Below are 25290 nucleotides of genomic sequence, written 5' to 3'. Positions count from 1 at the left end.
CCGGGGTGCAGTCGGCGCCGGGACTCAGCGTGCGCCGGGTTCGCTCTCGGCCCGGAGATTCTCCGGAGCGGGCATCTGAGGATGCGGATCGACGTCGACGCCGGCGATGAAATCGGCGGCATGCCGCGCTCGAGCGAGCACGAGCTGCCGATCCTCGCCGTAGGCGTTCACGTGGCCGACCTTCCGACCCGGGCGCACCCCCTTGCCGTAGAGGTGAACCTTGACCGCCGGGTCGTGAGCCATGACGTGCAGGTACGGCTGATAGAGGTCCTCATGATCAGCGCCGAGGATGTTGACCATCACGGACACGTCCTCCCGTGCCGCGGGGCTGCCGAGGGGAAGGTCGAGAACCGCGCGGAGGTGCTGTTCGAATTGGCTCGTCACCGCTCCGTCCTGGGTCCAGTGCCCGGTATTGTGCGGGCGCATTGCGAATTCGTTGATGAGGAACCCCTCGGCAGTCTCGAACATCTCCATCGCCATGACGCCGGTGACCTCGAGGGTGCCGGCGACAGTGAGGATCGCTTCGGTGATGGCCCGCGCCTTCTCATCACGCAGATCGGGAGCAGGGGCGATGGCCTCCTTGCACACACCGTTCTGCTGCCAGGTCTCGACGACCGGCCACACTGCGGTCTGCCCCATCGGGGACCTCCCGACCATGACGGCGAGCTCCCGGGTGAAGTCGACCTTCTCCTCGGCGAGCAGCTGGGGAACCTCGTTCAGCCACTCGACGGCCTCGTCGAGGCTGTCGATGACGCGCACACCCTTGCCGTCATAGCCTCCGCGGGGCGTCTTGAGGATGAAGGGGTATCCGACACGAGCGGCGAACGCTTCGACATCGGCGGCCGAGGTGATCTCCGCCCATGCGGGGTTGGGCAGACCGAGCTCGTCCATCTTCGTGCGCATCCGGATCTTGTCCTGGGCGAAGATGAGGGCATCGGGCCCGGGGCGCACTGCGTGTCCGGCCTCGACGAGGGCCTGCAGATGCTCCGGTGGGACGTGTTCGTGGTCGAAGGTGATGACGTCGACGGTCTCGGCGAAGGCCTCGAGCGTCGGATAGTCCGTATAGTCACCGACGGTCACCTCGTTGATGACCTGTGTGGCGGGGGCGTCGGCGGTCTCCGCAAGAACGGAGAAACGGACGCCGAGGGCTTCTGCGGCGGGGGCGAGCATGCGTGCCAGTTGTCCGCCGCCAATGACACCGATTCGAGGAAAAGTCACGTGTTCCATCCTATCTTCCGCGCCGGTCGCGGATCGACTGCGGTCAAATTGTGGATCGGCCGAGCGGTCGGCAGCTCATCTCAGTCCCAGTCGCCACAGTGAGGTCACTTCGGCGCTGCGGGCAGCGTGGAGCGCGTCGGCGGTATCAGCGGCGCGGGGATGGCGGGGCACCGTGTCGATGCGTTCGAGCACGCGCAGTCCTGCCGCCTCGATGCGTTCGCGGAGCTCACCTGAGGGCCTGAGGCCCAATCGTTCGGCGAGGTCGGAGATGATCAGCCATCCCTCCCCAGCCGGGGTGAGGTGGTCGGTCAGCCTCTCGACGAAGCGATGGAGGACAGCGGAGTCCGGATCGTAGATGCCGATCTCGAGTGCGGAGGTCGGCTGGGCCGGCAGCCACGGCGGATTGCACACGATGAGGTCGGCACGACCGGGCGGAAACAGGTCGGTCTCGATCACGCTCACATCGGCACCAGGACAGAGACGGTCGAGGTTCTCACTGGCGCAGGCGACGGCGCGCGGGTTGATGTCGGTGGCCACCACTGTCGCAGCGCCGCGCCGCAGCAGGATCGCGGCGAGGACTCCGGTCCCCGTTCCGAGGTCGAATGCGGTGCCGGTCGTCTGCGCGGAATCCGTGTCGGTCGAAACCGGACCGACGTTCCTTCCCCACGGCAGGGGCGTCTGCGCGACGAGATCGAGGTACTCTCCCCGCACAGGCGAGAAGACGCCGTAGCGCGGATGGACGGAATCGCCCAGAGCCGGGATCTCGACTCCTCGCAGCTGCCATTCATAAGCGCTGAGCACTCCGCCGAGTTCGGTGAGCGACACGCAGACCGGTCCGTCGGCCGGGCCGTAGGCGGCGCGGCAGGCGGCGGCGACGTCGGGGGCACGGCGCAGGGCGAGGTCGAAGTCCGGGCCGAGCTCGACGACGACTCTGCCGAGCAGCCGGGCCCGCTGCTCGATGGCGTCACGTTCCGCGAAGAATGACAGCGCGGGATCGAGAGCAGGGCCATCGCTGTCCCCGGGTCCCACGAATCGGTCTCTGCCCCGTCTGTCGCGGGATCGACCCCGGCCGCCGCGACGGCCGCCGGAACGTCGACCCCCTGTGCCTTCACGGTTTCCGCCGCGGTCGCCTCTGAGCCGACGGCTCATCGCCTGGACGAGTTGACGGCCGTTGTGGAAGTCTCCGCGCCACAGCAGTCCCACTCCGGCGCGTGTCAATCGGCAGGCTTCGTCGGCGGTTGTCTCGTCTCCGATGATCTGCACAGTCGCGGGAGGCGGCGCCCCGTTCTCAGAATGCCAGTGGGCTGTGCGGCCGATGCCGTCCTCGGTCCAGCGGATCGTCGTCAACGGGTGCTCCCAGAAGGTCGGTGGTGAGTCATCTCGGCTGCAGTCGGCACCGCTCACACGACGAGCAGCGGGATCTCCAGCTCCTGCTCCGTGGTGGAACCATGGTGACCGATGAGGGCCAGCGCCGAGGCGGATTCCACTTCCGAATCGACCACGGCGAAGCCATCGGTGCAGATGACGAGGAAATCCCCGATCCGCGGATAGACGTGCGGGGCGACTGGACCGAAATAGCCGCGGTCGATCGCCGAGGCCTTCGGCAGGATGAGCCCGCGGTCGTCGAGCGTCTCCTGCCAGACCGAGAGCACGTCCGCCTCCGCGCCCTCAGCAGCGTAGAGATGCAGTGCGCGCGGCTCTCCGCCGACGTGGCGCAGGCCGGCCTTGAGCTCAGGGAGTTCAGCGAGGTCGAAACGACGTTCGTGGTCGACGTCGACCATGCCGTGGTCGGCGGTGATGAGCATGGTCGCGTCGTGCGGCAGGTCGGAGGCGAGTCGGGACAGGGCGAGATCGACGCGTTCGAGTTCTTCTGTCCAAGCGGCGGAGTCCGCACCGTGCACATGACCGGTCTTGTCGAGATTGCCCCAATAGAGGTAGACGAGGCGGCGACCCGGAGCCCTCGCCTCGGCGAGAGCCTGGGCACAGCGCTCCTCCAGGCTCTTCGAGTCCCGGAATCTGCCTCCGCGCAGCGAGGCCCGGTTGAGGCCGCGTCCGGCGAACTTCTTCTCTCCGAGGCTGACCACATCGATTCCGGCATCGGTGAGGCGTTCGAAGAGCGTCGCATCGGGGACCCAGGCGACGGGGTCGACGTCGAGGTTCCACGTCAGCTGGTTGAACACCGCGTCCTTCTCCGGGTCGAGGACGCGGTAGCCGACCACGCCGTGGGCGCCGGGCAGGCGGCCCGTGGCCAACGACGACAGAGAGTTCGCCGTCGTCGACGGGAATCCGGCGGACAGGGTACGGCGTGTTCCGGCCTGCGACCGGAAGAAGGGAGTGTATCCGCTGTAGCGGCGCAGCTGCTGCTCCCCGAGACCGTCGATGAGCACAACGATCGTCGCCCGGGACTCCCGGTCGAGTCCGAGCGTTCGTGCACGATCGGACATCGGCGCATCGAGGGCGTCGGCCGCACCGAGGCTCAGCGCCGCGGCGGGAACGACATCGGAGAGCATGGGACCCGCATAGTCCGGGGGCCCCAGGTGCTCAGCACCGGATGGGTCCTGCTGCCTTTGACTCGTCGAGTCCTCGCTCATCAGCGGCGCGACCGCAGCCGGGCGTGGAAGACTGCGGCGCGCAGCTTCCCGGCGAAGTCGGCCATTCGGTCGACGGCGGCCTGCCCTTCGGCCTCGGCCGAGACCCGGAGCATGACATCCTCGGCGAAGATCGATCCGCCGTATCCGTGATCGCCCATGCAGTTGGGATCTCCGCAGGTCTCGGGGAAGGCCTCGATGCGCTTCGACGCACCCCAGGACATGGTCAGCGAAACCTCGACGGGCTTGTCACCGGGCTTGTAGGCGGCCGGATCGGCGAACGTGCGGCCGACCATCACGGTACCCAGGCGATCGAGTTCGATGTCCTCGCTGCTCGTGACGGCGCGGGGTTTGGCGCCGGGTTCCGCGTTCGGATCGTCATCGACGTGAGCCAGTAGGAGGCGGGTCTCGGTGAGGACGAAGGCGGTGACATGCCGGTGGATGGATTCGATGTCGACATGTGTGTCGATGTGGACGAAGTGGGCCAAGACCGGTTCGTCGTAGAGCGAGTCGGCGAGGATGCCCTGAGTGAGCTGGGGATAGTAGCCGGCCGACTGCAGATCGTGAACGAGAACTTCGGGTAATGCCATGCCCACTATTGTGCCCCACTCCTCTGACTTGTCCCAGCGAGGTCGGCCATATCAGGACGCCCGACGCATATGCTGGGACCATGGAAGACTATCCTGCCGGGTGGGAAGCCGATGTCGTCCTCCGCGACGGCGGCACCGCCCACCTTCGCCCGATCACCCCTGACGATTCCGCTGCTCTGGCCCGCATGCACGAGGCCCAATCGCCGGAGTCCGTCTATCTGCGCTTCTTCGCTCCGCTGCCCCGGCTTCCCAAACGCGACCTCGACCGCTTCGTCAACGTCGACCACCACGACCGAGTGGCGCTGATCATGCTCATCGGCGACGACATCATCGGCGTCGGCCGCTTCGATCGGATCACCGACACCGACGCCGAGGTGGCGTTCAACATCGCCGACGCCCACCAGGGTCGCGGGGTCGGTTCGATCCTGCTGGAGCATCTGGCCGCGGCCGCGCGCGAATCGGGGATCCAGCGATTCACCGCCGAGGTGCTTCCCCAGAACCGGTCGATGCTGCAGGTCTTCCAGGCCGCCGGCTACGAGGTCTCCCGCGGTTTCGATGACGGTGTCGTGGCCGTGAAGTTCGACATCGATCCCACGGCACGGTCCATCGAAGTGCAGGCCTCCAGGGAACACAGGGCCGAGGCCCTGAGCGTGCGCACGGTCCTCCACCCCGCCTCGGTGGCGGTGATCGGCGCCAGCCGCAAACGCAACTCCACCGGACATCTGCTCATCCGCAACATCACGGCCGCGAAGTTCACCGGCGACCTGTGGGTCGTCCACCCCGAAGCCGATCAGATCGCCGGCGTCCAGGCCTATCCGAGCCTCGCCGATCTGCCGGGCAAGGCCGACCTCGCGGTCATCGCCGTGCCCGCCGAGTCCGTCACCGAGGTGGTCAAGGACTGTGCCGTGCACGGGGTCAAAGCCGTGCTCGTCATCTCCTCCGGATTCGCCGAGACCGGTCCCGAGGGGGCCGAACTCCAGCGCCGCATGGTCGCAACCTCCCGCGCCTACGGAATGCGCGTGGTCGGGCCGAACTCCTTCGGATTGGTCAACGAGGCCGCCGACATCTCGCTCAACGCCTCTCTGGCCCCGTTCCTCCCGGCTTCCGGAACGCTCGGGCTCTTCAGTCAGTCCGGGGCGCTGGGCACCGCCCTGCTCGCGGCGGCGAAGACCCGCGGACTGGGCATCTCCACCTTCGTCTCCGCAGGCAACCGCGCCGACCTTTCCGGCAATGACCTCCTCCAGTATTGGGAGGAGGATCCGGCCACGCAGACCGTCGGTCTCTACCTCGAATCCATCGGCAACCCGCGCAAGTTCTCGCGCATCGCCCGTCGAGTCTCGCGCGTAAAACCCGTCGTCGTCATCAAGTCCGACCTCACGGGGCGGGAGCTGCCGCCCGGGCATATCGTGCGTACCTCTTCCCTGGCGCCGAACACCCTCGACCAGGTGCTCGAGCAGGCGGGAGTGATCCGCGCGGATACGATCCACCAGCTCTTCGACCTCACCCAGGTGTTCTCGACCCAGAAGCTGCCGGCGGGCCGCCGGGTCGGGGTCATCGGCAACTCCGCGGCGATGAGCACCCTGATCATGCAGCGCGCCCGTTCCGAAGGTCTGCGCGTCGACACCGAGCCCGTGTCCCTGCACCCCGAGGTCGATGCGGAGACTTTCCGGACCGAACTCGATGCGATGTATGCCCGCGACGACGTCGACTCGGTCATCGTCACCTTCACCCCGTCGGCCGGTGCGGAGGAGACGGAGATCGCCGGCCTGCTGTCCGAGTCGGCCGCACGCTCGGGGAAGACCACGGTCGCCTGCTTCCTCGGCATCCACGGTGTCCAAGACGAACTGACCACGTACCTCACCGATGAGGCCGGCAGCCGGGTCTCCCACACCGTCCCCAGCTATATCGGTCCCGAAGATGCTGTGTGGGCTCTGGCCAGGGCCACGGACTATGCCCGGTGGAGGGCCGCCGACCACGGGCGCTACACCGAGCTCGACGACATCGATGACAAGAAGGTGCGGACGATCATCGACGCAGCCCTGGAGGGGGCACAGCCGGGCTCCCCCGTCAGGCTCGAACGCGACGACGCCCGCGACCTGCTCAGCGCCTACGGAATCGAGGTGCTTCCCTACGTCACGGCCTCCTCGGTGGACGAAGGAATCGCCGCGGCTGAGAAGATCGGGTATCCGGTCGCCCTCAAGGCCGTGACCACGGTGCTGCGGCACCGGATGGAGCTCGGCGGTGTGCGCCTGAACATCGACACCCCAGAGGAGCTCGCCGAGGATTTCACCGCGATCCAGGAGACCATCCGGCAGCTGGCCGGTGAGGATGAGCCGCTCGTCGACGTCCAAGCTATGGCCCCGCATGGTGTCCCCTGCGTCGTCCGCGCCGGTGAGGATCCGCTGCTCGGTCCGCTGCTGGCGTTCTCTTTGGCCGGGGACACCACGGAGCTGCTCGGCGATGTCGCTCATCGGGTCGCCCCGATCACCGACAAGGAGGCCGGGGACATGATCCGGTCGATCAAGGCCTCCCCGCGGCTGTTCGGCTATCGCGGTCTGCCGCCGATGAACATCGAACCGCTGCGCAATGTGCTGGAGAGGCTCGCTGTGCTGGTGGAGAACCATCCGCAGATCCTCGAGCTCGTCATCCACCCGATGGTCGCCACAGAGACCGAGTCGCATGTGCTCAGCGCCCACGTCGACCTCCTGCCCGACCCGACTCGGATCGACAGCACCCGTCGACTGCTGAGCTGAGACGGATCGGAGCAGACGCCCGCCCAGCTGAAAGGAGAATCCACACCCGCCGCAGGCCGTCTTCGAATTTCACTGTCACAGCGGCATATTGGCGCGTCCTATACCAATTCGCAGACTTGACGGGTAGTGTCTGTATCCGTTCACCACGAAATGTTATGAATTCGTGTTTTAATGAATGGCCGCTCCGGCGGCCATTGTCTGTGGCCAGTCACTGGTCATCCACCGTCCCAGGCGCCCGCGTTCAGCAGGTGTCCCATGAGAGCGAGGCCTCACAGTCATGATTTCGCGCAGAGACGTCGTCACCGACTCCGCGATCGCCGTAGTCGCCGAACAAGGAGTCCGCGGACTCACCCATCGGGCAGTCGATGCACTGGCCGAACTGCCGGTGGGGTCGACTTCGAATGTCTACCGCACCCGCGATGCCCTGATCACCGGAATCATGGAACGCATCGGAGAGCTCAACTCCCAGCAGCTCGAACGCCTGCCGGAGCTGGTACGTGCTCCTGGCGCTGACCCGATCGAGGTCGCCATCGACTTCTGCATGAACTGGCTGACCACGGACCGCAACCGGTTCTACACGATGATGATGCTCAGCCTGGATCCGGCTCTGCCGCCTGAGGCAGTGATCGCCAAGGAGAAGAACCTCCGCGCGATCAGGGAATTCATCATGCGCTTCGCCGGCATCGACGCCGAATACGCGCAACGGGTCAACAGCTCGGTCGCGGGCATGATGGTCAGCGAACTCGTCGCCGGCACGGCTGAGCGCTCGCATGTCGAGGCATACCTCAAGGAGTTCTTCCAGTGGCTGCGCAGCGGCCGCGACGATGCCTGAGCTCCGACACGACCCCTCCGGGAACGCCCGATTGAGCAGGAGTTCGCAAATCGAACGCTAGAATCGACGGGTGCCCTCCCCCGCTGAGGTCAAGCCTCGGCGCGGGCGGGTGTTCGAATCGAACAGTTCGTGCGTCAAAGGAGTTCCATGCCCGAAGGCAGAGTCATCGAAGTCGACGTCTCCTCAGAGATGGAGAGTTCGTTCCTCGAATATGCGGTCTCGGTCATCCACTCCCGCGCACTGCCCGACGCCAGGGACGGCCTCAAACCCGTCCAACGGCGCATCGTCTACCAGATGGGCGACATGGGGCTGCGCCCCGACCGCGGACACGTGAAGTCCTCGCGCATCGTCGGCGATGTCATGGGCAAGCTCCACCCGCACGGCGACACCGCGATCTACGACGCCCTCGTGCGCCTCAGCCAGGGCTTCATCATGCGTGTGCCCCTGGTCGACGGCCACGGCAACTTCGGCTCCCTCGACGATGGTCCCGCTGCCCCGCGCTACACCGAGGCTCGACTGACGACCGCGTCGATGCACATGATCGCCGGGCTCGACGAAGACGTCGTCGACTTCGTGCCGAACTACGACAACACACTCACCCAGCCCGAGGTCCTGCCCAGCGCCTTCCCGAATCTGCTCATCAACGGCGCCTCGGGCATCGCCGTCGGCATGGCCACGAACATGGCCCCGCACAATCCCGGCGAAGTCATCGCCGCCTGCGCCCACCTCATCCGCAATCCCGATGCCGGACTCTCGGAGCTCATGCGCTACATCCCCGGCCCGGATCTGCCCACCGGCGGACGGATCATCGGCCTCGACGGAGTGCGCGAGGCCTATGAGACCGGTCGCGGCACCTTCCGCACCCGCGCCACCGTGTCCATCGAGAACATCAGTGCCCGCCGCAAGGGAATCGTCGTCACCGAACTGCCCTACCTCGTGGGACCGGAGAAGGTCGTGTCGAAGGTCAAGGACGCGGTCGGGGCGAAGAAGCTGTCCGGAATCGCCTCGATCGATGACTATTCGGATCGCAAGAACGGCATGCGTCTGGTCATCGGCGTGAAGAACGGCTTCAACCCCGAGGCGGTGCTGGCCGAGCTCTACCGCCAGACTCCCCTCGAGGAATCGTTCAGCATCAACAACGTCTGCCTCGTCGAGGGACAGCCGCGGACCCTGGGACTGCGCGAGCTGCTCATGGTCTACCTCTCCCATCGCATCGACGTGGTGCGCAGGCGCACGGTCTTCCAGCTGCGCAAGGCCAAGGACCGGCTCCACCTCGTCGAAGGTCTGCTCATTGCGATCCTCGACATCGATGAGGTCATCCAGCTCATCCGCTCCTCGGACGATGCGGCCACGGCCCGCACCCGCCTCATGGACGTCTTCGAGCTCTCCGAGCTGCAGGCGACCTACATCCTCGATCTGCAGCTGCGTCGGCTCACGAAGTTCTCGCGTCTCGAACTCGAGGCCGAACGCGACGAGCTGAAGAAGACGATCGACTACCTCGAATCGCTGCTCGCCGATGAGGCGAAGCTGCGGGAACTCGTCGCCTCGGAACTGGAGTCCACGGCCGAGGTCATCGGCTCTCCGCGACGCACCGTCCTCATCGAAGGCTCGATGAAGGAGCTGACGGCCAAGGGCAAAAAGGCTCCGACGAACCTCAAGATCGCCGATTCTCCCTGCCGGGTGCTGCTGTCGACCTCCGGACGCATTGCGCGCACCTCGGATGCCGCTCCGCTGGCACGTGAGGGTCGCCGCTCCAGCCATGATGCGCTGGTCTCGGAGATCGTCACCACCACTCAGGGCAAGGTCGGCGCCATCACCACCACCGGTCGACTGCACATGGTCGACGTCGTCGATCTGCCCGCCCTGCCGCCGGCCGCGGCACGGCCCAATGTCGCCGGCGGTGTGAAGATCGCCGAATATGCGGCGCTGGAGAAGAACGAGAAGATCATCGGTCTGATCGACCTCGACCGGGAATTCGTCCTCGGCACCGCCGACGGCGTCGTCAAACGCGTGTCGGTGGCCGGTCGGCCGAACAAGAACGAGTGGGAAGCCATCACCCTCAAGGGAAAGGACTCCGTCGTCGGGGTCGCCCAACCCGAGGACATCGACGATTCCCTCTCCGTATTCGTGACCTCGAATGCTCAGCTGCTCGCCTTCGACGCCTCCGGTCTGCGTGCACAGGGCTGGAACGCCTCGGGTGTGGCCGGAATCAAGGTGGCCGCCGAGGCGAAGGTGATCTTCTTCGGAATGACTCCGAAGGCGGCGAAGACCGACGAGGACGGTGCCGCGGATGCCGAGCTCGGCAGCTTCGCGGTCGTCACGATCGCCAGCGGTGAGAACTTCTACGGCGCCCCATCGTCGTCGATCAAGGTCAGCGAATTCTCCGAGTTCCCGACCAAAGGGCGAGCCACCTCCGGGGTGCGCGCCCACAAGTTCCTCAAGGGCGAGACCGAACTGTCACTGGCCTGGGTCGGCGACTCTCCGCAGGCTGCTGCCACCGCCGGCGGTGCACGCACGCTTCCGGCCGAACTGTCCCGTCGCGATGGGACGGGATCGCCGTTGGAATCGAAGATCGATGTCATCGGCACCCTGCCCCGCCTCGGCGGTGCCGAATCCGCCGACCGTTCCCCGGCGGCCGACGGCGACGAATCGGCTGAGGCATCAGCCGAAGCTGACGCTGATTCTGCATCCGGCACCGGCGAAGAGAAGCCGAAGTCCGGCGGAAAGCGATCAGCACGCAAGGAGCAGCAGGGGCAGCAAGGACTGGCGACCAGTTTCGATGAGCTCGATCTCGACCTCGATGAGGCCAAGGACGAGATCGCGCGGTCGAAGTTCGACACCGAAGGCGCCGTGATCGTCTCTCATGACGATGACGACGAGGACGACGACTCCGCCCTGTTCTGAGCTCGGACCGGCCCTGACGGAGAGCCCTGCTCTGGCGAACCACTCGGCCCGTCGGCCGTTTCAGCAGCTGAGCCCAGCACCCCGGTGCTGGGCTCAGCTGTCTGCCGCCTGTGCTGTCAGCGGCCGTTGCAGCCGCTCACTGGTCTGAGTTCTCGGGATCGTCGTCGAGGTCGAGGCGCATCTTGGCTGCCGTGCCGCGCTTCATCTCACCGATGGCGGTCTCGCCGAGTCCATGCAGCGAAATCGAATCGCGCGGTTCGAAGACGTAGTCGTCCGAGGCCGAGAGCACTCGTGCGGTCTCCTCGTCGGTGAAGATCGTCCCGGGATCGGCCACGGCCGTCAGGCGGGCGGCGAGGTTGACGCTGGAGCCGAAGATATCGCCGAGGCGGGAGAGCACCCGTCCCCAGACGAAGCCGACGCGCGCCTGGGGCAGGTCCTCGGCGGCGGTCACGCGCTCCATCAGCGTCATGGCGATCTCGGCCCCGGCCAGAGGGGTCGACGCGGCGAAGAACACTTCATCGCCGACGGTCTTGATGACCCGTCCGCCGCCGGTGGCGACGATGTTGTAGGCCATGCCCTGGAACTCCTGGACCATGTCCGCCAGCTGCCGTGGCTCCATCTTCTGCGACAGGCGGGTGAAGGAGACGAGATCGATGAATCCGACGGCGCGGGCCAACGGCATCGAGGAGTCGTACCAGCCCTGCCTGTTGTCCATGGCCAGCCCGTCGGAGACATTGACGTTGAGACGGCCCATGACGTCGGCGAGGTTGCGCCGCCAGGAGTAGGTGAGCATCTTTTGCAGCGGGTCGATCATCTCTTCGACGACGGCCAGGGCATCCCGGCGTGCTTCCGGGTCGGTCAGTCCCTTCTCCTCGGTGAGGAATTCGACAAGGGTCTCCATCTGCCAGACGACGAGGCGGTCCGTCGTCTGGCCGATCGCCCTGGCCAGGGACAGCGCGGTGGTCTGGTCGATGAGACCGTCGGCGACGGGCTTGGCCCAGATCCGCAGGGCGTGCGCATCGCTGACGGTGTAGGCCTTATCCGTCGGCTTCGCCTGGGACATGCCGAGGGCCCGCCACATCTTCCGGGCCGAGACCGTGGAGATCCCGCCGAGTTTCGCGGCCTCCCGTCGGTCGAGGACGCGCTTGCCGTCGAGCAGGATCTCTTCGAGTCGTTCGGCCGCGGTTCGGGTCTCATAGATCGTGTCGTCGAAGTCGGGACCGTCCGCGTCGAGAGCTCCGTCGGCGTCGTCCTCGTCGATGATCGGCAGCGCTGTGGTGCGCGGATCCTCACGCAGTCCGCTGAAAAAGTCCTCATCGACGTCGATGTCCGGGTCGGCCGCATCCGCATCCGCGTCGGCAGCATCCGCGGGGGGTGCGCCAGGATCAGCCGTGACCTCGTCGGCGAGCTGCGCGCCGACCTCTCCTGCCTGAGGAGCGGACCCCGTCAGGCCGCCGACAGGCTCGTCATCGCCGTCGACGTCATCATAGGGATCGCCCGCACTCGACTCGGCCGTCTCCTCGGGGAGGGTGTCCGGGGAACGATCGTCCGCCTCGGCGGTCGACGAGGTCTCACCGTCGTCCTTCGGCTCCGGGCTCGGCGAAGAATCGGGGGCGGACCGGCTATCCGACTCCGTCCGGGGTACGGCATCGGACTGGGACTGAGCGGTCGGCTGCGATGCGTCGGCGGACCGGGGCGCGTCGCTGTGCGACTGGGTGCCGGCGTCGGCCGGCCGAGTCTCTGCGGAGGTGCCTGCGGCTTCTCCGACCTCGGGTGTGCCCAGCCGTTCCGGTTCGACGATGTCGAATCCGGCGGTGAAGTCCGAAACCGCCATCAGTCTTGGCTCCTCTCCGCAGCGGTCGGGGCCGCGGCCGGACGCAGATGGTGGACGTCTCCGGCGCTTAAGCACACCTGATCGTCGATGATGAGGTCGGCTCCTGCGTCCAGCCCCGTGGCGGTGCCGATGATGTCGGAACCGTCAGGCTTCTCCACCCGAACCCGCGACCCGAGCGTCACCATATGATCACGCACTCTCCGCGCTGTGCGGCTGTCGCGGAAATCCTCATCTCCATAGTCGATCAGCTCTCTGTAGCAGGGGATCAGTGTGCCGAGAATCGAGACTAGCAATGCTTCATGATCAATTTCTGAACCGTCGATTCCGGTTTCGATCGCTATTGAGCTCGCGTCTTCGCGCGGCAGATCAGCAGGCTCCAACCGGGTGTTCAGCCCCATCCCCAACACGATCTGCGGTCCGCCGGCCAGGGATTCGACGCGTGCGAGGATCCCGCACAGCTTCCTGCCCTCGGCGGTGAGCACGTCGTTGGGCCATTTGATCGCGGCGGGCACTCCCGCCTCGGTGACGGCGGAGTGCACGGCCTCACCGGCGATGAGCGGGATCCATCCCCATTGGGAGAACCCGGCCGGGGGTGTGAGCAGAATCGACCACGTCAGCGACCGGCGGGCGGGCACCGTCCAGGTCCGGCCCAGTCGGCCGTGTCCGGCGTTCTGGAAGTCGGTGCCGCGGATGGTGAATTCGGCCACGGGCGAACCGGCGTCGGCTCCTTCCCGGACCACTCGCGCAAGTTCGTCATTCGTCGACGTGCAGCTATCGTCCCAGATCAGCGGCGGGAGCGAGAGACCTCGGTCCGCAGCGGTGCGGCGCACTGAGTCGACGTCGACGAGGAGGGAATTGTGTTGGCTGTTCACCAGACCACTCTAGATTCTTTTGGTGAGAGTGCACAACGAAGTCTCACGTCATCGTTATTGTGGAGACATGACGGATACCCCACGGACCACAGCCGAGCGCATCGACGCATTCACCCAGCGCCGAGAAGCAGCCCACACGGGCAATCAGCGCTCGGTGGACAACCAGCACAAGCGCGGCAAACAGACCGCCCGTGAACGCATCGACGCTCTCCTCGACGCCGACTCCTTCCAGGAGATCGACGAATTCGCCCGCCATCACAATCACCAGTTCGGGATGCAGGACAACCGCCCCGACGGTGACGGAGTCGTCTGCGGATTGGGCACGATCGAAGGCAAGACCGTCGCGGTTTTCGCTCACGACTTCACCGTCCTCGGCGGATCCCTCGCCGAAGCCAACGGCCGCAAGATCGTCAAGGTGCAGAAGCTCGCTCTCAAGCTCGGCTGCCCGATCATCGGCATCAACGACTCGGGAGGCGCCCGGATCCAGGAGGGCGTCGGATCGATTGCGCTGTTCGCCGAGATCTTCCGCCTCAATGTCGCCTCGTCGGGAGTGATCCCCCAGATCTCGCTCATCATGGGTCCTTCGGCCGGCGGCGCCGTGTACTCCCCCGCACTGACCGACGTCACGATCATGGTCGATCAGATCAGCCACATGTACATCACCGGCCCCGACGTCATCAAGACCGTCACGGGAGAGTCCGTCGGCCATGAGGAGCTCGGCGGCGGACGGACGAACAACACCGTGTCCGGAAACGCGCACTACCTGGCCTCGGATGAGGACGATGCGCTCAACTATGTGCGCGATCTGCTTTCGTTCCTGCCGCAGAACAACCTCGACCCGGCCGATGCCGACGAGTTCGAGTCCGATCTGTCGGTGACTCCCGAGGACGAGGCGCTGGATACGCTCATGCCGGATTCGCCTTCGCAGCCCTACGACATCCTCGACGTCGTCACCACGATCCTCGACGACGGCGATTTCCTGCAGGTCTCCGAGCTCTTCGCTCCGAACGTCGTCACCGGCTTCGGCCGCGTCGAAGGTGTGAGCGTCGGCGTCATCGCCAACCAGCCCATGCAGCTGGCCGGCACCCTCGACATCGACGCCTCGGAGAAGGCCGCACGCTTCGTGCGCCTCTGCGATGCCTTCAACCTGCCGATCCTCACCTTCGTCGATGTGCCCGGGTTCCTGCCGGGCACCGACCAGGAGTACGGCGGCATCATCCGCCGCGGCGCCAAGCTCATCTACGCCTACGGCGAGGCCACCGTTCCGCTCGTCACCCTCATCACCCGCAAGGCCTACGGCGGCGCGTACTGCGTGATGGGGTCGAAGCAGCTCGGTGCCGATATCAATCTCGCCTGGCCGAGCGCGCAGATCGCGGTCATGGGTGCCCAGGGTGCGGCGAACATCGTCTATCGCCGTAAGCTCAAGGCCGTCGAAGAGGCCGGAGAGGACGTCGAAGCGGCGCGTGCCGAACTCATCCAGGACTACGAGGATGCGCTGCTCAACCCGTACCTGGCCGCCGAGGAAGGCTACATCGACGCCGTCATCAAGCCGAGCGAGACCCGCAGCCGGATCGTGCGTTCCCTGCGTGCGCTGAAGAACAAGCACGTCGACGCTCCCGCGCGCAAGCACGGTAACATCCCCCTATGAGCGATGATCTGCAGACCGACGCCGAGGCGGACCTGCCCGGCGAAGTCGACGCCGAGGTGACCGGCCCCGGCGAGGACGCGGCCGCCGAGGAGGGCGCGGCCACAGCCTCAGACGGGGCGCTGCGGGTGCCCTCCGTGGAGGGACGCTCACAGGTGCGCGCCGATGATGGCGAACCGATCAGCGACGAGATGGCCAGTGCGGCGGCTGTGGCCGCGGTCGTGGCGATCCGTCAGGTGGCGATCGCCTATGCGGCCCAGCAGGCCAGCGCGGAGGCCGAGTCCGAAACCCGCAAGGGCGATCGGGCGGGTTTCCGGGCTCCACGCCGCAATGTGCGCAAGCGCCTCCCCCAGACCTGGGACCAGCACCTGGGTCGCTGAGGCCCCGCCGGACCCGGCCCTCGACGGACTCCCGTCTGCTGTTTCTCTAGTCGGCTTCTTCGCGGAAGAGCGCACGCAGTTCGTCGAAGAGTCTGTCGATCACTGGTCCCGGTTCTCCGTCGACTCGTCGCATCCGGGTGAACGTCGCCTTGAGCGCCATCATCGCCAAGGCGGCGACGGCTTCGGCTCGCGGGGAGACTTCGATATCGTCGTCGGCATAGTCACCGGAGTGAGCCCCCATGACGTCCACCGGCGCCGAGGAGGTCCCGTCGAGTCGGCGTTGGATGATCTGCCGGAAGAGCCGTTCGTTGTTGCCCATCCGCGACATCTGCAGCGGTATCAGCGACGGGTCCTTTTTCAGCATGAGATGGTACTGGTGCATATCGTCGCGCTTCTCCATCCGAGTGGCGACGATGAATGCGAGCAGATGTTCGAGGTCGGCGACGAGACGACCATGAGGTCCACCGGCTTCGAATTCCTCGATGGCCGGTTGGTCCTCTTCGTCGAAGACGGTGTCCGCGCGACCGAGCAGCGCCTCGTCCTTCGATGAGTAGTAGTTGAAGAAGGTTCGTCGGGAGACTCCGCAGCGCTCACAGATGTCTTCGACGGTGACGTTGTGATAGCCCTTCTCCAGGGCCAGGTCGATGGCGGCACGGCGAAGAGCCTGCCCGCGTTCACGCTTCTTGCGTTCGCGCAGTCCCTCGACCGGCGGTGACGTTTGGACCTCTGAACCAGAACTCATGGGAACAGTATTGCAGTCGCTGCATTTTCACCGGAAATGCGTTGAGCGCCCGTCTCGAGCTCAGTACCCGAGTTTCGCGTTCGTGAGCACCGGAACCGTCTCCGCTGCGGTATCGGCGGCGCTGAGGTCGATCTCGACGATCTCGAGTCGTTCGGCACCGTCGAGTGAGTTCAGCACCTTCCCGAGAGGGTCGGAGACCAGACTGTGGCCGACCCCGGTCGGCCCCTTCTTCGGAACCGGGACGCCGGTCACTTCGGGATCGGCTTGGCCGAGGGCGGCGATGAACATATTCGAGTCCAGGGCACGGGCGCGGGCGAGGATCTCCCACTGTTCGGCCTTGCGCGGTCCCGCACCCCAGGAGGCGGCGACGACGGTCAGGCGTGCGCCCCGCCGACTGAGTTCGGCGAAGAGCTTCGGGAACCGGATGTCGTAGCACAGAGCCAGGCCGATGTCCTCGCCGTCGATGGTGAAGAGCACCGGCGCCTCTCCCGCCTCGACGGTGTCGGACTCCTTGAATCCGAAGGCGTCGTAGAGGTGGATCTTCGCATAGTCGCTGCGCCGGCCGTCAGGGGAATAGACGGCGAGCAGGTTGATGACCTTGTCGTCCGTGGCCGCGAATTCGCCGACGACGACGGTGATTCCGGTCTCGGCGGCGAGCTCGCTCAGCGCGGCCCGCCACGACTCGGAGTGCTCCTCGGCGATGGTGCGCAGGCCGGATCCGAACGCCGACATCGTCGCTTCGGGGAAGACGACGAACCGTGCGCCTGCCGCGGCGGCCCGGCGGGAATAGGAACGGACCTTCTCAAGGTTGTCGGCCACCTCGGTGGTGGTGTTGATCTGAGCGAGCGCGAACTTCATTCTCATCCTCCAGTCGTTCCCTCCACCCTATCTCCCCAATTGCTACCTGACGGGGGCCCAGCAACCTGGCGCGAGGTTGCTGGGCCCCCGTCAGGTAGCAATTAGCGGGATCAGGTGAGGTATTCGCGGCCGGGGCGACCGCCTCGGCGACGTCCGTGCACCCACACGTACACGCCGATGGCGACCACGACGAGCCCGGCACAGACCAAGAACATTCCGTTTCCGCCGGTGAACGGGTAGAGGAATCCGAGGACGACCGGGCCGATGCCGGACCCTGCGTCGAGGAGGAGGAAGAACGACGCCGTGGCCACGGGAACGCGGCTCATCGGCACGGATTTGACGGTGATTGCCTGCATGCACGGCATGAGGGAGCCGAAGCCGAGGCCGATGAGCACTCCGGCGAGGACGATCCCCGTCATCGTCGGCCACAGCGCCAGCAGGACATTGCCGGCGATATCGGCGATGAAGACGGGGAAGATCACCGCATTGTCGCCGAAGGTGTCCTGCAGCCGTCCCACGAACAGACGGGCGAACAGGGAGGCCACAGCGAAGGCCACGAAGAACAGGGACGCGGCGGAGGCGACGCCGTGTTCGGCCGCATAGCCGGCGAGGAACACCAGCGCCGCCGCGTAGGCGGTGCCGGCCAGAAGCATGACCGAGCCGATCCGCAGCCCGTCCCGATCGACGAGGGTGCCGAGTTTGAGATGCCATTTCGTGCGCCGCTGATAGTCGCTGATCTCCTGCACGGGCAGCCGGATGAGGAAACAGCAGATGAGGGCGAGGACGGACATGAACGCCGAGGCGACGAAGAGCATGACGAAGTCGAACTCGCGGGGCAGAATGACGCCGAGGTACGGTCCGAGCGCCGTCGACAGAGTCGTCGCCGTGCCGAAGTATCCGGTGCCCTCTCCCCGGCGGGAGGCCGGGATGATGCTCTGGATGGCCGTCATGATCGCCGTGTTTCCGGCGCCGAAGGCGATTCCGTGGACGATGCGCAGCGTCAGGAGCAGAGTGAGGTCGCCGGCGAAGATATAGGCCAGTGAGGCGAGCACGGAGACCGCCATGGTGATGATGAGCAGTTTGCGCCGCCCGATGAAGTCGAGATACTTCCCGGTGAGCACGCGAGCGACCACGGCACCGACGACGAACGATGAGGAGGCGAAGCCGGCTGCGGCCTCGCCGGCGGAGAACCGCGCCACCGCGTACCCGGCCATCGACGTCATGAGCAGGTAGAAGACCATCGACATCGAGAGGTTGAGCCCGATTCCGACGATGAAGTCCTTCGTCCACAGCTTCGCTCGTGCCACTGGAGATCGGTCTCACTTTCTGCTGCCTGCGGGGAACAGTGACACATTAGCGGGTTCGCGACGATTGCGTGGTCCGGTCCACCGCGGATGTGACCCAGCTCGCGATAGGGTGGTCATCATGACTGTGAAGAGAACCTCCTCCGCCGTCGATGCGGTCGCTGAAGACTACGTCGATGACATGCTCGCCCTCTCCCCCTCTCTCGCCCTCTACCTCGGACTCGACGGTGCACAGGGCTTCGACGACTTCTCGCCGGCCGGACTCTCCGCGCTCAATGACGTCACCGTGCGGACGCTGGCTCGCCTCGATGATGTCGCGGACTCTTCCGACCTCGACGATGTCGACCTCGTGACCATCGATGCGATGCGTGATCGCCTCGGCGTCGACCGGGACTACTTCGCCGCCGGAATCAAGCACGCCAGCCTCAATGTCATCGAATCGCCGCTGCAGCAGGTCCGCGACGCCTTCGACCTCATGCCCACGGATACCGTGGCCGATTGGGAGACGATTTCGACCACCCTGGCTGCCGTGCCCGGCTCGCTGGCCGGATACCAGGAGTCCCTGGCGATGGCGCGTGACAACGGTCGCGTCGCCGCCCGTATCCAGGTCGAGAAGGTCGTCGAACAGGCCCGCGCCCTGGCCGAGCCCGGCAGCAACTTCGATCGTCTCGTCGCCGGTGCCGATGTTCCCGACGCTCTGCGTTCGGATCTCGACACCCACGCCGAGGCGGCCCGCAAGTCCGCCTCGGACCTGGCCGAATTCCTCGGCGAACAGGTGCTGCCCGCCGCCGGTGACGACGAAGCGTGCGGTCGCGAAGCATACGCGCTGTATTCCCGCGACTTCCTCGGCGCCGAAGTGGACTTCGATGAAACCTATGCATGGGGCCTCGAAGAACTCGAGCGCATCGACGCCGAACAGCGAGAAGTAGCAGAGAAGATCATGCCTGGCGCCGACCTGTTCGAGGTCATGGACGCTCTCAACAACGACCCGCAGCGGACCCTGCACGGCACCGAGGCGCTGCGGGACTGGATGCAGGGTGTGGCCGATGAGGCGATCCGCGAACTCGGCAAGTCCCATTTCGACATTCCCGAACCCGTGCGCACGATCGAGTGCATGATCGCGCCTTCGGCCACCGGCGGCATCTACTACACCGGCCCGACCGACGATTTCTCCCGACCCGGCCGCATGTGGTGGTCGGTGCCCGAAGGCGTCACGGACTTCGCCACCTGGCAGGAGAAGACCACCGTCTACCACGAGGGTGTGCCCGGCCACCATCTCCAAGTCGGTCAGGCCACCTACGTCTCCGACACCCTCAACCGCTGGCGCCGCCTCATGTGCTGGGTATCCGGCCACGGTGAGGGGTGGGCGCTGTACGCGGAGAAGCTCATGGCCGATCTCGGGTTCCTCGACGATCCCGGCGACTATCTCGGCATGCTCGATTCGCAGCGGCTGCGTGCCGCCCGTGTCGTCCTCGACATCGGCTTCCACCTCGGCCTCGAGGCACCTGAGAGCCTCGGCGGCGGGATCTGGAACCGGGAGAAGGCGTGGCAGTTCCTCACCGACAATGTGGCCATGGACCGGTCGTTCCTGGCCTTCGAGCTCGACCGCTACCTCGGCTGGCCCGGGCAGGCACCGAGCTACAAGATCGGTCAGAGACTGTGGGAGCAGTACCGTGACGAGGCGAAGGCTGCGGCGGGTGCCGATTTCGATCTCAAGGACTTCCACACCCGGGCGCTGGGTCTCGGCTCGGTCGGGCTCGATACTCTGGGCCGTGCCATGAAGCGCTCACAGTGAGGTGAGGGACCGGATGAAGTCTGCCGAGAGTCCCCAGTCGGAGACCATGCGGGTCACCGAGGCGCTGCGCAATGAGATCATCGAAGGCCACCGTCGACCGGGTTCACGGCTCGTCGAACGCAACCTCGCCACCGAGCTCGGCGTCTCACGGGTGCCCATCCGCGAGGCGCTGAAGAAGCTCGCCTCGGAAGGGCTGGTGACGAACCGGCCCAACACCTGGTCGACGGTCAGGGAGTTCTCCCCCAGCGACATCGCCGACCTCAACGAGGTGCGCACGGTCTTCGACGTCCTCTCGTTCGAACTCGCCGCTCAGCGCCATACCCGCGAGGGCCTGGCCCGACTGGAGGCCACGATGCTCAAGGGCCGAGAGCTCGCCGATGCCGGGGACGTCGCCGGTGCCCATCGCTGTGCCGCGGAATTCCACGCCATCGTCACCGAGCTCTCGGGCAATGAGCTCCTCGGCGAGATCGGTGCCCTGCTGGATTCACGGATGCGGTGGCAGCTGAGTCAGCATGATGACCTTGCCGTCGTCGCCACCGAGCATGCCGAGCTCTTCGACGCCATCGCCCGCCGGGATCAGACGCTGGCCGGGTCGCTGGCCGGTCGTCATCTGGGAACGAGTCAGGAGCAGCACGACAAGCATTCGAAGCGGTTGGCCGAGACCGGACCCGAAGAAGCTCAGGCCGAACCTGCCGCCGCCGATCCCGCCGAACCTGCTGCGGCCGAGTCCGTCGCGGTCCCGGCCGCAGAGGATGCAGAGCCTGCCGCAGCGGATCCGGCCGACGTCGACTGACCGAGCGGCCAGCCGCTGAGCTTCTTCTCACGGGCGGGCGCATAGGTGCGCACCTTCGACGTGCTCAGCCCCAGTCCGACGAGTGATTCGGCCACGCGCACGGCGGCAGCGACCCCGTCGACGACGGGCACGGCACAGCGTTCCGTGATCGTCGCCCCGAGCTCGGCCATCCCACCGCAGCCGAGCACGATGACCTCGGCACGGTCACGGTCGACCGCCTCGGCGGCCTGATCGGTGATCGCCTCGATCGCAGCCTGCGGATTCTCTTCGAGCTCGAGCACGGCCATTCCCGATGCCCGCACGGACACGCAGTGGGAGTCGAGACCGGCCAGCAGCAGTCTGTCCTCGATGAGCGGGAGGGTCCGGTCGAGCGTGGTGACGACGGAATAGCGGCGGCCGAGGAACATCGCCAGGGCCGCCCCCGCCTCGGTGATGTCGACGACGGGCACATCCAACAGCTCCTGCAGGCCCTCGCGGCCGTGCTCTCCGTACCCGGCCTGGATCACGGCGTCGAATTCGCCGGGATATTTCAGGACGGCGTCCATGACGCCGAGCGCCGCGAGATGGCTTTCGACGTTGCCTTCGCAGGATTCGGCTCCGAATTCGGGGGTCAGACCGATGATCTCGGTTCCCGCCGAGGCGGCCTGCCGTGCCACGCGGGCGATGCCCTCGGTCATGGACTCGGTCGTATTGACGTTGACGACGAGGATTCTCACGATTCGGCTCCGATCAGTGATGGGTCGGGACGGCGATCTCCTCACCGTCGACCTCACGGAAGGTGAAGTCGCGGCGGGCGATGACGAAGTAGATGAGCGCGGCGATCGCGGCCCCGGAGAACCAGGAGAACTCGGAGATGCCGGAGAACGCGGGCACGAGTGCGAAGACCAGTGAGATCGCCGAGGCGGGGATGAAGGCTCCGATGGCTCGCCAGTTGACTCCGCGGTGGTAGAAGTACTCACCGTCGCCGGCTTCGGTGTAGAGCTGAGGCACATTGACCTTCGTTCTGCGCACCACCCAGTAGTCGACCATGATCACGCCGAACAGGGGTCCGAGCAGGGCACCGAGTCCGCCGAGGAAGTAGACGATGACCACCGGTGAGTCATACAGATTCCAGGGCAGGATGACGAAGCCGATGACGGCTGAGATGATGGCGGCGCTGCGGAAGTTCAGGTGGCGCGGGAACAGGTTCGTCAGCGCATAGGTCGGGGCGACGAAGTTCGCCATGAGGTTGACTGCGACGGTGAGCAGGAGAAGAGACAGGGAAGCCAGCACGAGCAGGACAGGACTGCCGATCGACTGGACGATATCGGCCGGTGAGGTGATGACGGTGCCGTCGATCTTGTACTGGGCGCCGGCCAGCGAGATGACGACGAGTCCGAAGACGAGCATGTTCACCGGGATGCCCCAGAAGTTGCCGACGACGATCGAGCCGCGCTTCTTCGCGGCCCTCGTGAAGTCGGAGAAGTTGAGCACGAAGGTGCCGTAGATGGACACCCATAATGCGCCTCCGCCGAAGATGTGCGCCCACATCTCCCAGCCGCTGAGCGCGTCGTCGGTCGACCACGCGATGGAGAAGTCGACGCGGATGAGCATCCAGACGGCCAGGGCGAGGAAGGTCACGAGGATGATCGGTCCGGCGATGGCTTCGTAGCGGCGGATCATCTCCATCCCGTAGCTGACGATGATGACTTGGATGACCCACAGCAGGGTGAAGGAGAACCAGCCGAGCCCGGAGAGTCCGAGGAATTCGGCATCGGCCCATGACTGCAGTCCGGGGAACATCGTCAGCAGCATGACGTTGAGGACGCTCGAGGCCAGGTAGGTCTGGATGCCGAACCAGGCGATGGCGACGATGCCCCGCACCGAGGCGGCCAGCTGGGCCCCGTGGATGCCGAAGGAGATCCGGCTCATCACGGGATAGGGCACGCCTGTCTTGTAGCCCATGAAACCGGAGAGGGTGAGCAGGAAGAACAGCAGGGCTGCACCGACGAGGAGGGCGACGAGGATCTGCCAGGCCCCGAGGCCGAGTGCGAAGAGTCCGAGTGCGAAGCCGTAGTTGCCCAGAGAGTGCACGTCGTTGGCCCACAGGGTGAAGACGCTGTAGGCCGTCCAACTGCGCCCCTCCTTGCGGGATGGGGCGAGATCGGCATTGTAGAAGCGCGGACTGATGCGATGAGCCGCCAACTGTTCGGGGCTGGGCCCCAGGCGTGTGGGCACTGGTGCCTCCGCCGATTCGGTCTTCCTCATGCAGTCAACTCCTTGGATCCGGTCAGCGCCCAAACTGGGATACCAAAAAAGTAAACACAGCTCTGTGACACCGTTCATCTGACCGATTCAGAGTAACCCAGCTCACACCCCACTGGCAATGAGTCAGGCCGGGCGATTTCGCTGCAGCCTTAGATATGCGACTCGCAACCGCATCCGGGTCGCTCGGGGACGCGGCCGGGGAACGGCCGAACGAGCATTTCAATCGATGGCATACCATTCATGATCAACTTGACCGTTCCCGCTGGTCGTGGCCGCTCCGCCTCGTCATACGCGCAGTGCACTGCTCTGGGCAGTCACCGCCGGTCGCGGGCCTCAGTCTTCGTGCTCGACGTCCTTGGCCGTCGGATCCCAGGCGACGATGCCGACGGCGATCGCACCCGCCAACGGTGCGCAGGCGACGATCCAGAACACACCGGTGCCCAGCGAGGCCGCAAGGATCGGGAACATGATGAGTGAGACGATCGAGAAGGCACGCAGGACCGACTGGTTGAAACCGATGCCGATTCCGCGCAGACGGGTCGGATACGACAGGGTCGCATAGTTCATGAGGTTCGCTCCCGGTCCCCCGGCCTGAGCGAAGACGAACGCAGCGAGCATGGCCACCGCGACGAGGACGAGAGCCCCGTTCGGGATGCCCACGATCGCCAGCGTTCCCAGCGCCAGGGCTTGGATCACGAATCCGAACAGGGTGATCCTCCGGGTCCCGAAGCGGTTGACGATGCTCATGCCCAGGAGTCCCCCGAGCGTGCCGAAGCCCAGATTGATGACCAGTGAGGCGATGATCGTGATCAGCGGAGTCTGGTGGAAGAGCGTGGTGATGATGAGCGGGGTGCCGTAGGCGACGGCGTTGTAGCCGAACGTCGAGAACACGGAGACGCAGAGAGCGACGATCGTCCGGACCCGGTAGCGCGGGGAGAAGAGTTCGGCGAACCCGGCCCACCGCCCGCCCTTGGCCGAACTGTCCGAGGCGTTCGCGGTCTCGCGTTCCCCCTCGGGAGCGAGTTCGACATTGAGGTTGTGATGGCTGCGCATGACTTCGACGGCGCCGCGCAGATCACCCTGGTTGGCCAGCCATTCGGGTGATTCGGCAAGGTAGCGGCGACGAACGAGGAGGACGATGAGCGCGGGCACGGCACCGAAGCCGACAACGATGCGCCACAGAATGGCATGTTGATCGTAGGGCAGGATGATGAAGATGATGAGCACGATGACGTAGCCCATACCGGTGGCGAAGTACCAGGCCGGCGACCAGGCGTTGACCCGCTGCGAGCGGTTCCCCTTGCCTTTGAGCTTGGAGAATTCGGCGAGGAAGGCCATCGCCACCGGCAGGTCGAGACCGACGCCGATGCCCATGACGAAGCGGAAGGCGATGAGGACCCATTCGTTCGGTGCCACGGCGCAGCCGATGGCTGCGACCACGAAGAAGACCATATCGGCCATGAAGAGTCGGTACCGCCCGAACCGGTCGACGAGGTATCCGCCGAAGAGGGCGCCGATGACGGCACCGACCATGATCGAGGCGTTGACGAGTCCGGTCATGAAACCGTTGAGACCGAACTGCTCCTGAATGGCGGTGATGCCGAAGGCCAGGGAGGAGAAGTCATAGGCGTCCATGAAGATCCCGCCGAGCGCGAGGATGATCACCGCCGTCGTCTTCGTCCCCTGAGAGCCGAATTCAGCGAGGATCGAATGGATATCGGCCGCCGAGGAGACAATGCGCGGAGTCTGCGTTCCGGCCTGCCTGTTCTGAGCGGCCGCGGAGGGTGTCTGTGCCGAGTTCGCGGCGGGATCTGTCGAAGTCACAGTCGACAAGTATGGTGTCGCGGCGGCCACGCGCTGTCACCTGCCGTCACAGTTCGTCACGAACGCCGGTGCAGGCACAGCGCACCCAGGAACGCTGCACCCGCACTCACA

Annotated in this window: 19 protein-coding genes; 7 read left to right on the top strand and 12 right to left on the bottom strand. The window is 65.8% G+C overall.

Going from position 1 to position 25290, the window contains the following annotated elements:
- Positions 1–24: 24 nt before the first annotated feature.
- The 4 genes from ACVZTU_RS06930 to ACVZTU_RS06915 form a co-directional block, all read right to left on the bottom strand.
- Complete coding sequence (locus ACVZTU_RS06930) at positions 25–1227, bottom strand: 5-(carboxyamino)imidazole ribonucleotide synthase (RefSeq protein WP_482401633.1); 1203 nt, start codon at positions 1225–1227, stop codon at positions 25–27.
- Between the two features lie 66 nt (positions 1228–1293).
- Positions 1294–2565: a methyltransferase gene (locus ACVZTU_RS06925; protein WP_482401632.1), complete on the bottom strand. Its 1272-nt coding sequence runs from the start codon at positions 2563–2565 to the stop codon at positions 1294–1296.
- A gap of 53 nt (positions 2566–2618) precedes the next feature.
- The gene (locus ACVZTU_RS06920; protein ID WP_229663886.1) at positions 2619–3728 is read right to left on the bottom strand and encodes an alkaline phosphatase family protein; all 1110 of its coding nucleotides are present in this window, start codon (positions 3726–3728) and stop codon (positions 2619–2621) included.
- Between the two features lie 80 nt (positions 3729–3808).
- Positions 3809–4396: a DUF5998 family protein gene (locus tag ACVZTU_RS06915; RefSeq protein WP_101546592.1), complete on the bottom strand. Its 588-nt coding sequence runs from the start codon at positions 4394–4396 to the stop codon at positions 3809–3811.
- An 80-nt stretch (positions 4397–4476) separates the two neighbouring features.
- Here ACVZTU_RS06915 and ACVZTU_RS06910 point away from each other — a divergent pair, with 80 nt between their 5' ends.
- The 3 genes from ACVZTU_RS06910 (at position 4477) to ACVZTU_RS06900 (ending at position 10885) form a co-directional block, all read left to right on the top strand.
- Positions 4477–7149, top strand: a complete 2673-nt coding sequence (locus tag ACVZTU_RS06910; RefSeq protein WP_482401631.1) for a bifunctional acetate--CoA ligase family protein/GNAT family N-acetyltransferase — start codon at positions 4477–4479, stop codon at positions 7147–7149.
- A gap of 277 nt (positions 7150–7426) precedes the next feature.
- Entirely contained in the window at positions 7427–7981 is a 555-nt protein-coding gene (locus tag ACVZTU_RS06905; RefSeq protein WP_139470258.1) for a TetR/AcrR family transcriptional regulator, read from the top strand.
- Positions 7982–8128: 147 nt separating this feature from the next.
- Positions 8129–10885: a DNA gyrase/topoisomerase IV subunit A gene (locus tag ACVZTU_RS06900; protein ID WP_139470256.1), complete on the top strand. Its 2757-nt coding sequence runs from the start codon at positions 8129–8131 to the stop codon at positions 10883–10885.
- 136 nt (positions 10886–11021) lie between these two features.
- Here ACVZTU_RS06900 and ACVZTU_RS06895 read toward each other — a convergent pair whose 3' ends face one another.
- On the bottom strand, positions 11022–12719 hold the full coding sequence (locus tag ACVZTU_RS06895) for an adenylate/guanylate cyclase domain-containing protein (protein ID WP_482401630.1): 1698 nt from the start codon (positions 12717–12719) through the stop codon (positions 11022–11024).
- Positions 12719–13591: a biotin--[acetyl-CoA-carboxylase] ligase gene (locus ACVZTU_RS06890; protein WP_482401629.1), complete on the bottom strand. Its 873-nt coding sequence runs from the start codon at positions 13589–13591 to the stop codon at positions 12719–12721. The genes ACVZTU_RS06895 and ACVZTU_RS06890 overlap by 1 nt, the downstream gene beginning before the upstream one ends.
- Positions 13592–13658: 67 nt before the next feature.
- On the opposite strand from ACVZTU_RS06890, the gene ACVZTU_RS06885 reads away from it, so the two are divergent.
- Positions 13659–15239, top strand: coding sequence for an acyl-CoA carboxylase subunit beta (locus ACVZTU_RS06885; RefSeq protein WP_139470250.1), 1581 nt, complete (start codon positions 13659–13661; stop codon positions 15237–15239).
- Positions 15236–15616, top strand: a complete 381-nt coding sequence (locus ACVZTU_RS06880; protein ID WP_253903675.1) for a hypothetical protein — start codon at positions 15236–15238, stop codon at positions 15614–15616. The genes ACVZTU_RS06885 and ACVZTU_RS06880 overlap by 4 nt, the downstream gene beginning before the upstream one ends.
- Positions 15617–15662: 46 nt before the next feature.
- On the opposite strand, the gene ACVZTU_RS06875 is transcribed toward ACVZTU_RS06880, so the two are convergent.
- The 3 genes from ACVZTU_RS06875 to ACVZTU_RS06865 all read right to left on the bottom strand — a co-directional run bounded on the left by ACVZTU_RS06875 (position 15663) and on the right by ACVZTU_RS06865 (position 18523).
- Positions 15663–16358 carry a TetR/AcrR family transcriptional regulator gene (locus ACVZTU_RS06875; protein WP_482401628.1) on the bottom strand — a complete coding sequence of 232 codons (696 nt, stop codon included), beginning with the start codon at positions 16356–16358 and terminating at the stop codon, positions 15663–15665.
- A 60-nt stretch (positions 16359–16418) separates the two neighbouring features.
- Positions 16419–17216: a nitrilase-related carbon-nitrogen hydrolase gene (locus ACVZTU_RS06870; RefSeq protein ID WP_482401627.1), complete on the bottom strand. Its 798-nt coding sequence runs from the start codon at positions 17214–17216 to the stop codon at positions 16419–16421.
- A 110-nt stretch (positions 17217–17326) separates the two neighbouring features.
- Positions 17327–18523, bottom strand: coding sequence for an MFS transporter (locus ACVZTU_RS06865; protein WP_482401626.1), 1197 nt, complete (start codon positions 18521–18523; stop codon positions 17327–17329).
- Positions 18524–18641: 118 nt separating this feature from the next.
- On the opposite strand from ACVZTU_RS06865, the gene ACVZTU_RS06860 reads away from it, so the two are divergent.
- Both ACVZTU_RS06860 and ACVZTU_RS06855 read left to right on the top strand, forming a co-directional pair.
- On the top strand, positions 18642–20315 hold the full coding sequence (locus ACVZTU_RS06860; protein WP_420095897.1) for a DUF885 domain-containing protein: 1674 nt from the start codon (positions 18642–18644) through the stop codon (positions 20313–20315).
- Between the two features lie 13 nt (positions 20316–20328).
- The gene (locus ACVZTU_RS06855) at positions 20329–21108 is read left to right on the top strand and encodes a GntR family transcriptional regulator (protein WP_139469561.1); all 780 of its coding nucleotides are present in this window, start codon (positions 20329–20331) and stop codon (positions 21106–21108) included.
- Here the strand turns inward: ACVZTU_RS06855 and ACVZTU_RS06850 are convergent.
- The 3 genes from ACVZTU_RS06850 to ACVZTU_RS06840 form a co-directional block, all read right to left on the bottom strand.
- Positions 20994–21824, bottom strand: coding sequence for an aspartate/glutamate racemase family protein (locus tag ACVZTU_RS06850; protein ID WP_139469562.1), 831 nt, complete (start codon positions 21822–21824; stop codon positions 20994–20996). The two genes, ACVZTU_RS06855 and ACVZTU_RS06850, sit on opposite strands and share 115 nt — an antisense overlap.
- 13 nt (positions 21825–21837) lie before the next feature.
- On the bottom strand, positions 21838–23355 hold the full coding sequence (locus ACVZTU_RS06845; protein ID WP_139469563.1) for an NCS1 family nucleobase:cation symporter-1: 1518 nt from the start codon (positions 23353–23355) through the stop codon (positions 21838–21840).
- 333 nt (positions 23356–23688) lie between these two features.
- Positions 23689–25179, bottom strand: a complete 1491-nt coding sequence (locus ACVZTU_RS06840; protein ID WP_482401625.1) for an MFS transporter — start codon at positions 25177–25179, stop codon at positions 23689–23691.
- Positions 25180–25290 lie beyond the last annotated feature (111 nt).

This window comes from Brevibacterium sp. OS20 (assembly GCF_056837565.1).
The sequence above is the reverse complement of the archived record's forward strand: the minus strand, read 5'-3'. Positions and strand labels throughout refer to the sequence as shown.

What these genes read in the sequence shown, in the direction of transcription:
- ACVZTU_RS06880 (WP_253903675.1), top strand. Translation starts at nt 15,236, where the DNA reads ATGAGCGATGATCTGCAGACCGACGCCGAGGCGGACCTGCCCGGCGAA.
- ACVZTU_RS06855 (WP_139469561.1), top strand. Translation starts at nt 20,329, where the DNA reads ATGAAGTCTGCCGAGAGTCCCCAGTCGGAGACCATGCGGGTCACCGAG.
- ACVZTU_RS06860 (WP_420095897.1), top strand. Translation starts at nt 18,642, where the DNA reads ATGACTGTGAAGAGAACCTCCTCCGCCGTCGATGCGGTCGCTGAAGAC.
- ACVZTU_RS06895 (WP_482401630.1), bottom strand. Translation starts at nt 12,719, where the DNA reads ATGGCGGTTTCGGACTTCACCGCCGGATTCGACATCGTCGAACCGGAA.
- ACVZTU_RS06910 (WP_482401631.1), top strand. Translation starts at nt 4,477, where the DNA reads ATGGAAGACTATCCTGCCGGGTGGGAAGCCGATGTCGTCCTCCGCGAC.
- ACVZTU_RS06845 (WP_139469563.1), bottom strand. Translation starts at nt 23,355, where the DNA reads ATGAGGAAGACCGAATCGGCGGAGGCACCAGTGCCCACACGCCTGGGG.
- ACVZTU_RS06915 (WP_101546592.1), bottom strand. Translation starts at nt 4,396, where the DNA reads ATGGCATTACCCGAAGTTCTCGTTCACGATCTGCAGTCGGCCGGCTAC.
- ACVZTU_RS06870 (WP_482401627.1), bottom strand. Translation starts at nt 17,216, where the DNA reads ATGAAGTTCGCGCTCGCTCAGATCAACACCACCACCGAGGTGGCCGAC.
- ACVZTU_RS06900 (WP_139470256.1), top strand. Translation starts at nt 8,129, where the DNA reads ATGCCCGAAGGCAGAGTCATCGAAGTCGACGTCTCCTCAGAGATGGAG.
- ACVZTU_RS06875 (WP_482401628.1), bottom strand. Translation starts at nt 16,358, where the DNA reads ATGAGTTCTGGTTCAGAGGTCCAAACGTCACCGCCGGTCGAGGGACTG.
- ACVZTU_RS06905 (WP_139470258.1), top strand. Translation starts at nt 7,427, where the DNA reads ATGATTTCGCGCAGAGACGTCGTCACCGACTCCGCGATCGCCGTAGTC.
- ACVZTU_RS06930 (WP_482401633.1), bottom strand. Translation starts at nt 1,227, where the DNA reads ATGGAACACGTGACTTTTCCTCGAATCGGTGTCATTGGCGGCGGACAA.
- ACVZTU_RS06885 (WP_139470250.1), top strand. Translation starts at nt 13,659, where the DNA reads ATGACGGATACCCCACGGACCACAGCCGAGCGCATCGACGCATTCACC.
- ACVZTU_RS06920 (WP_229663886.1), bottom strand. Translation starts at nt 3,728, where the DNA reads ATGCTCTCCGATGTCGTTCCCGCCGCGGCGCTGAGCCTCGGTGCGGCC.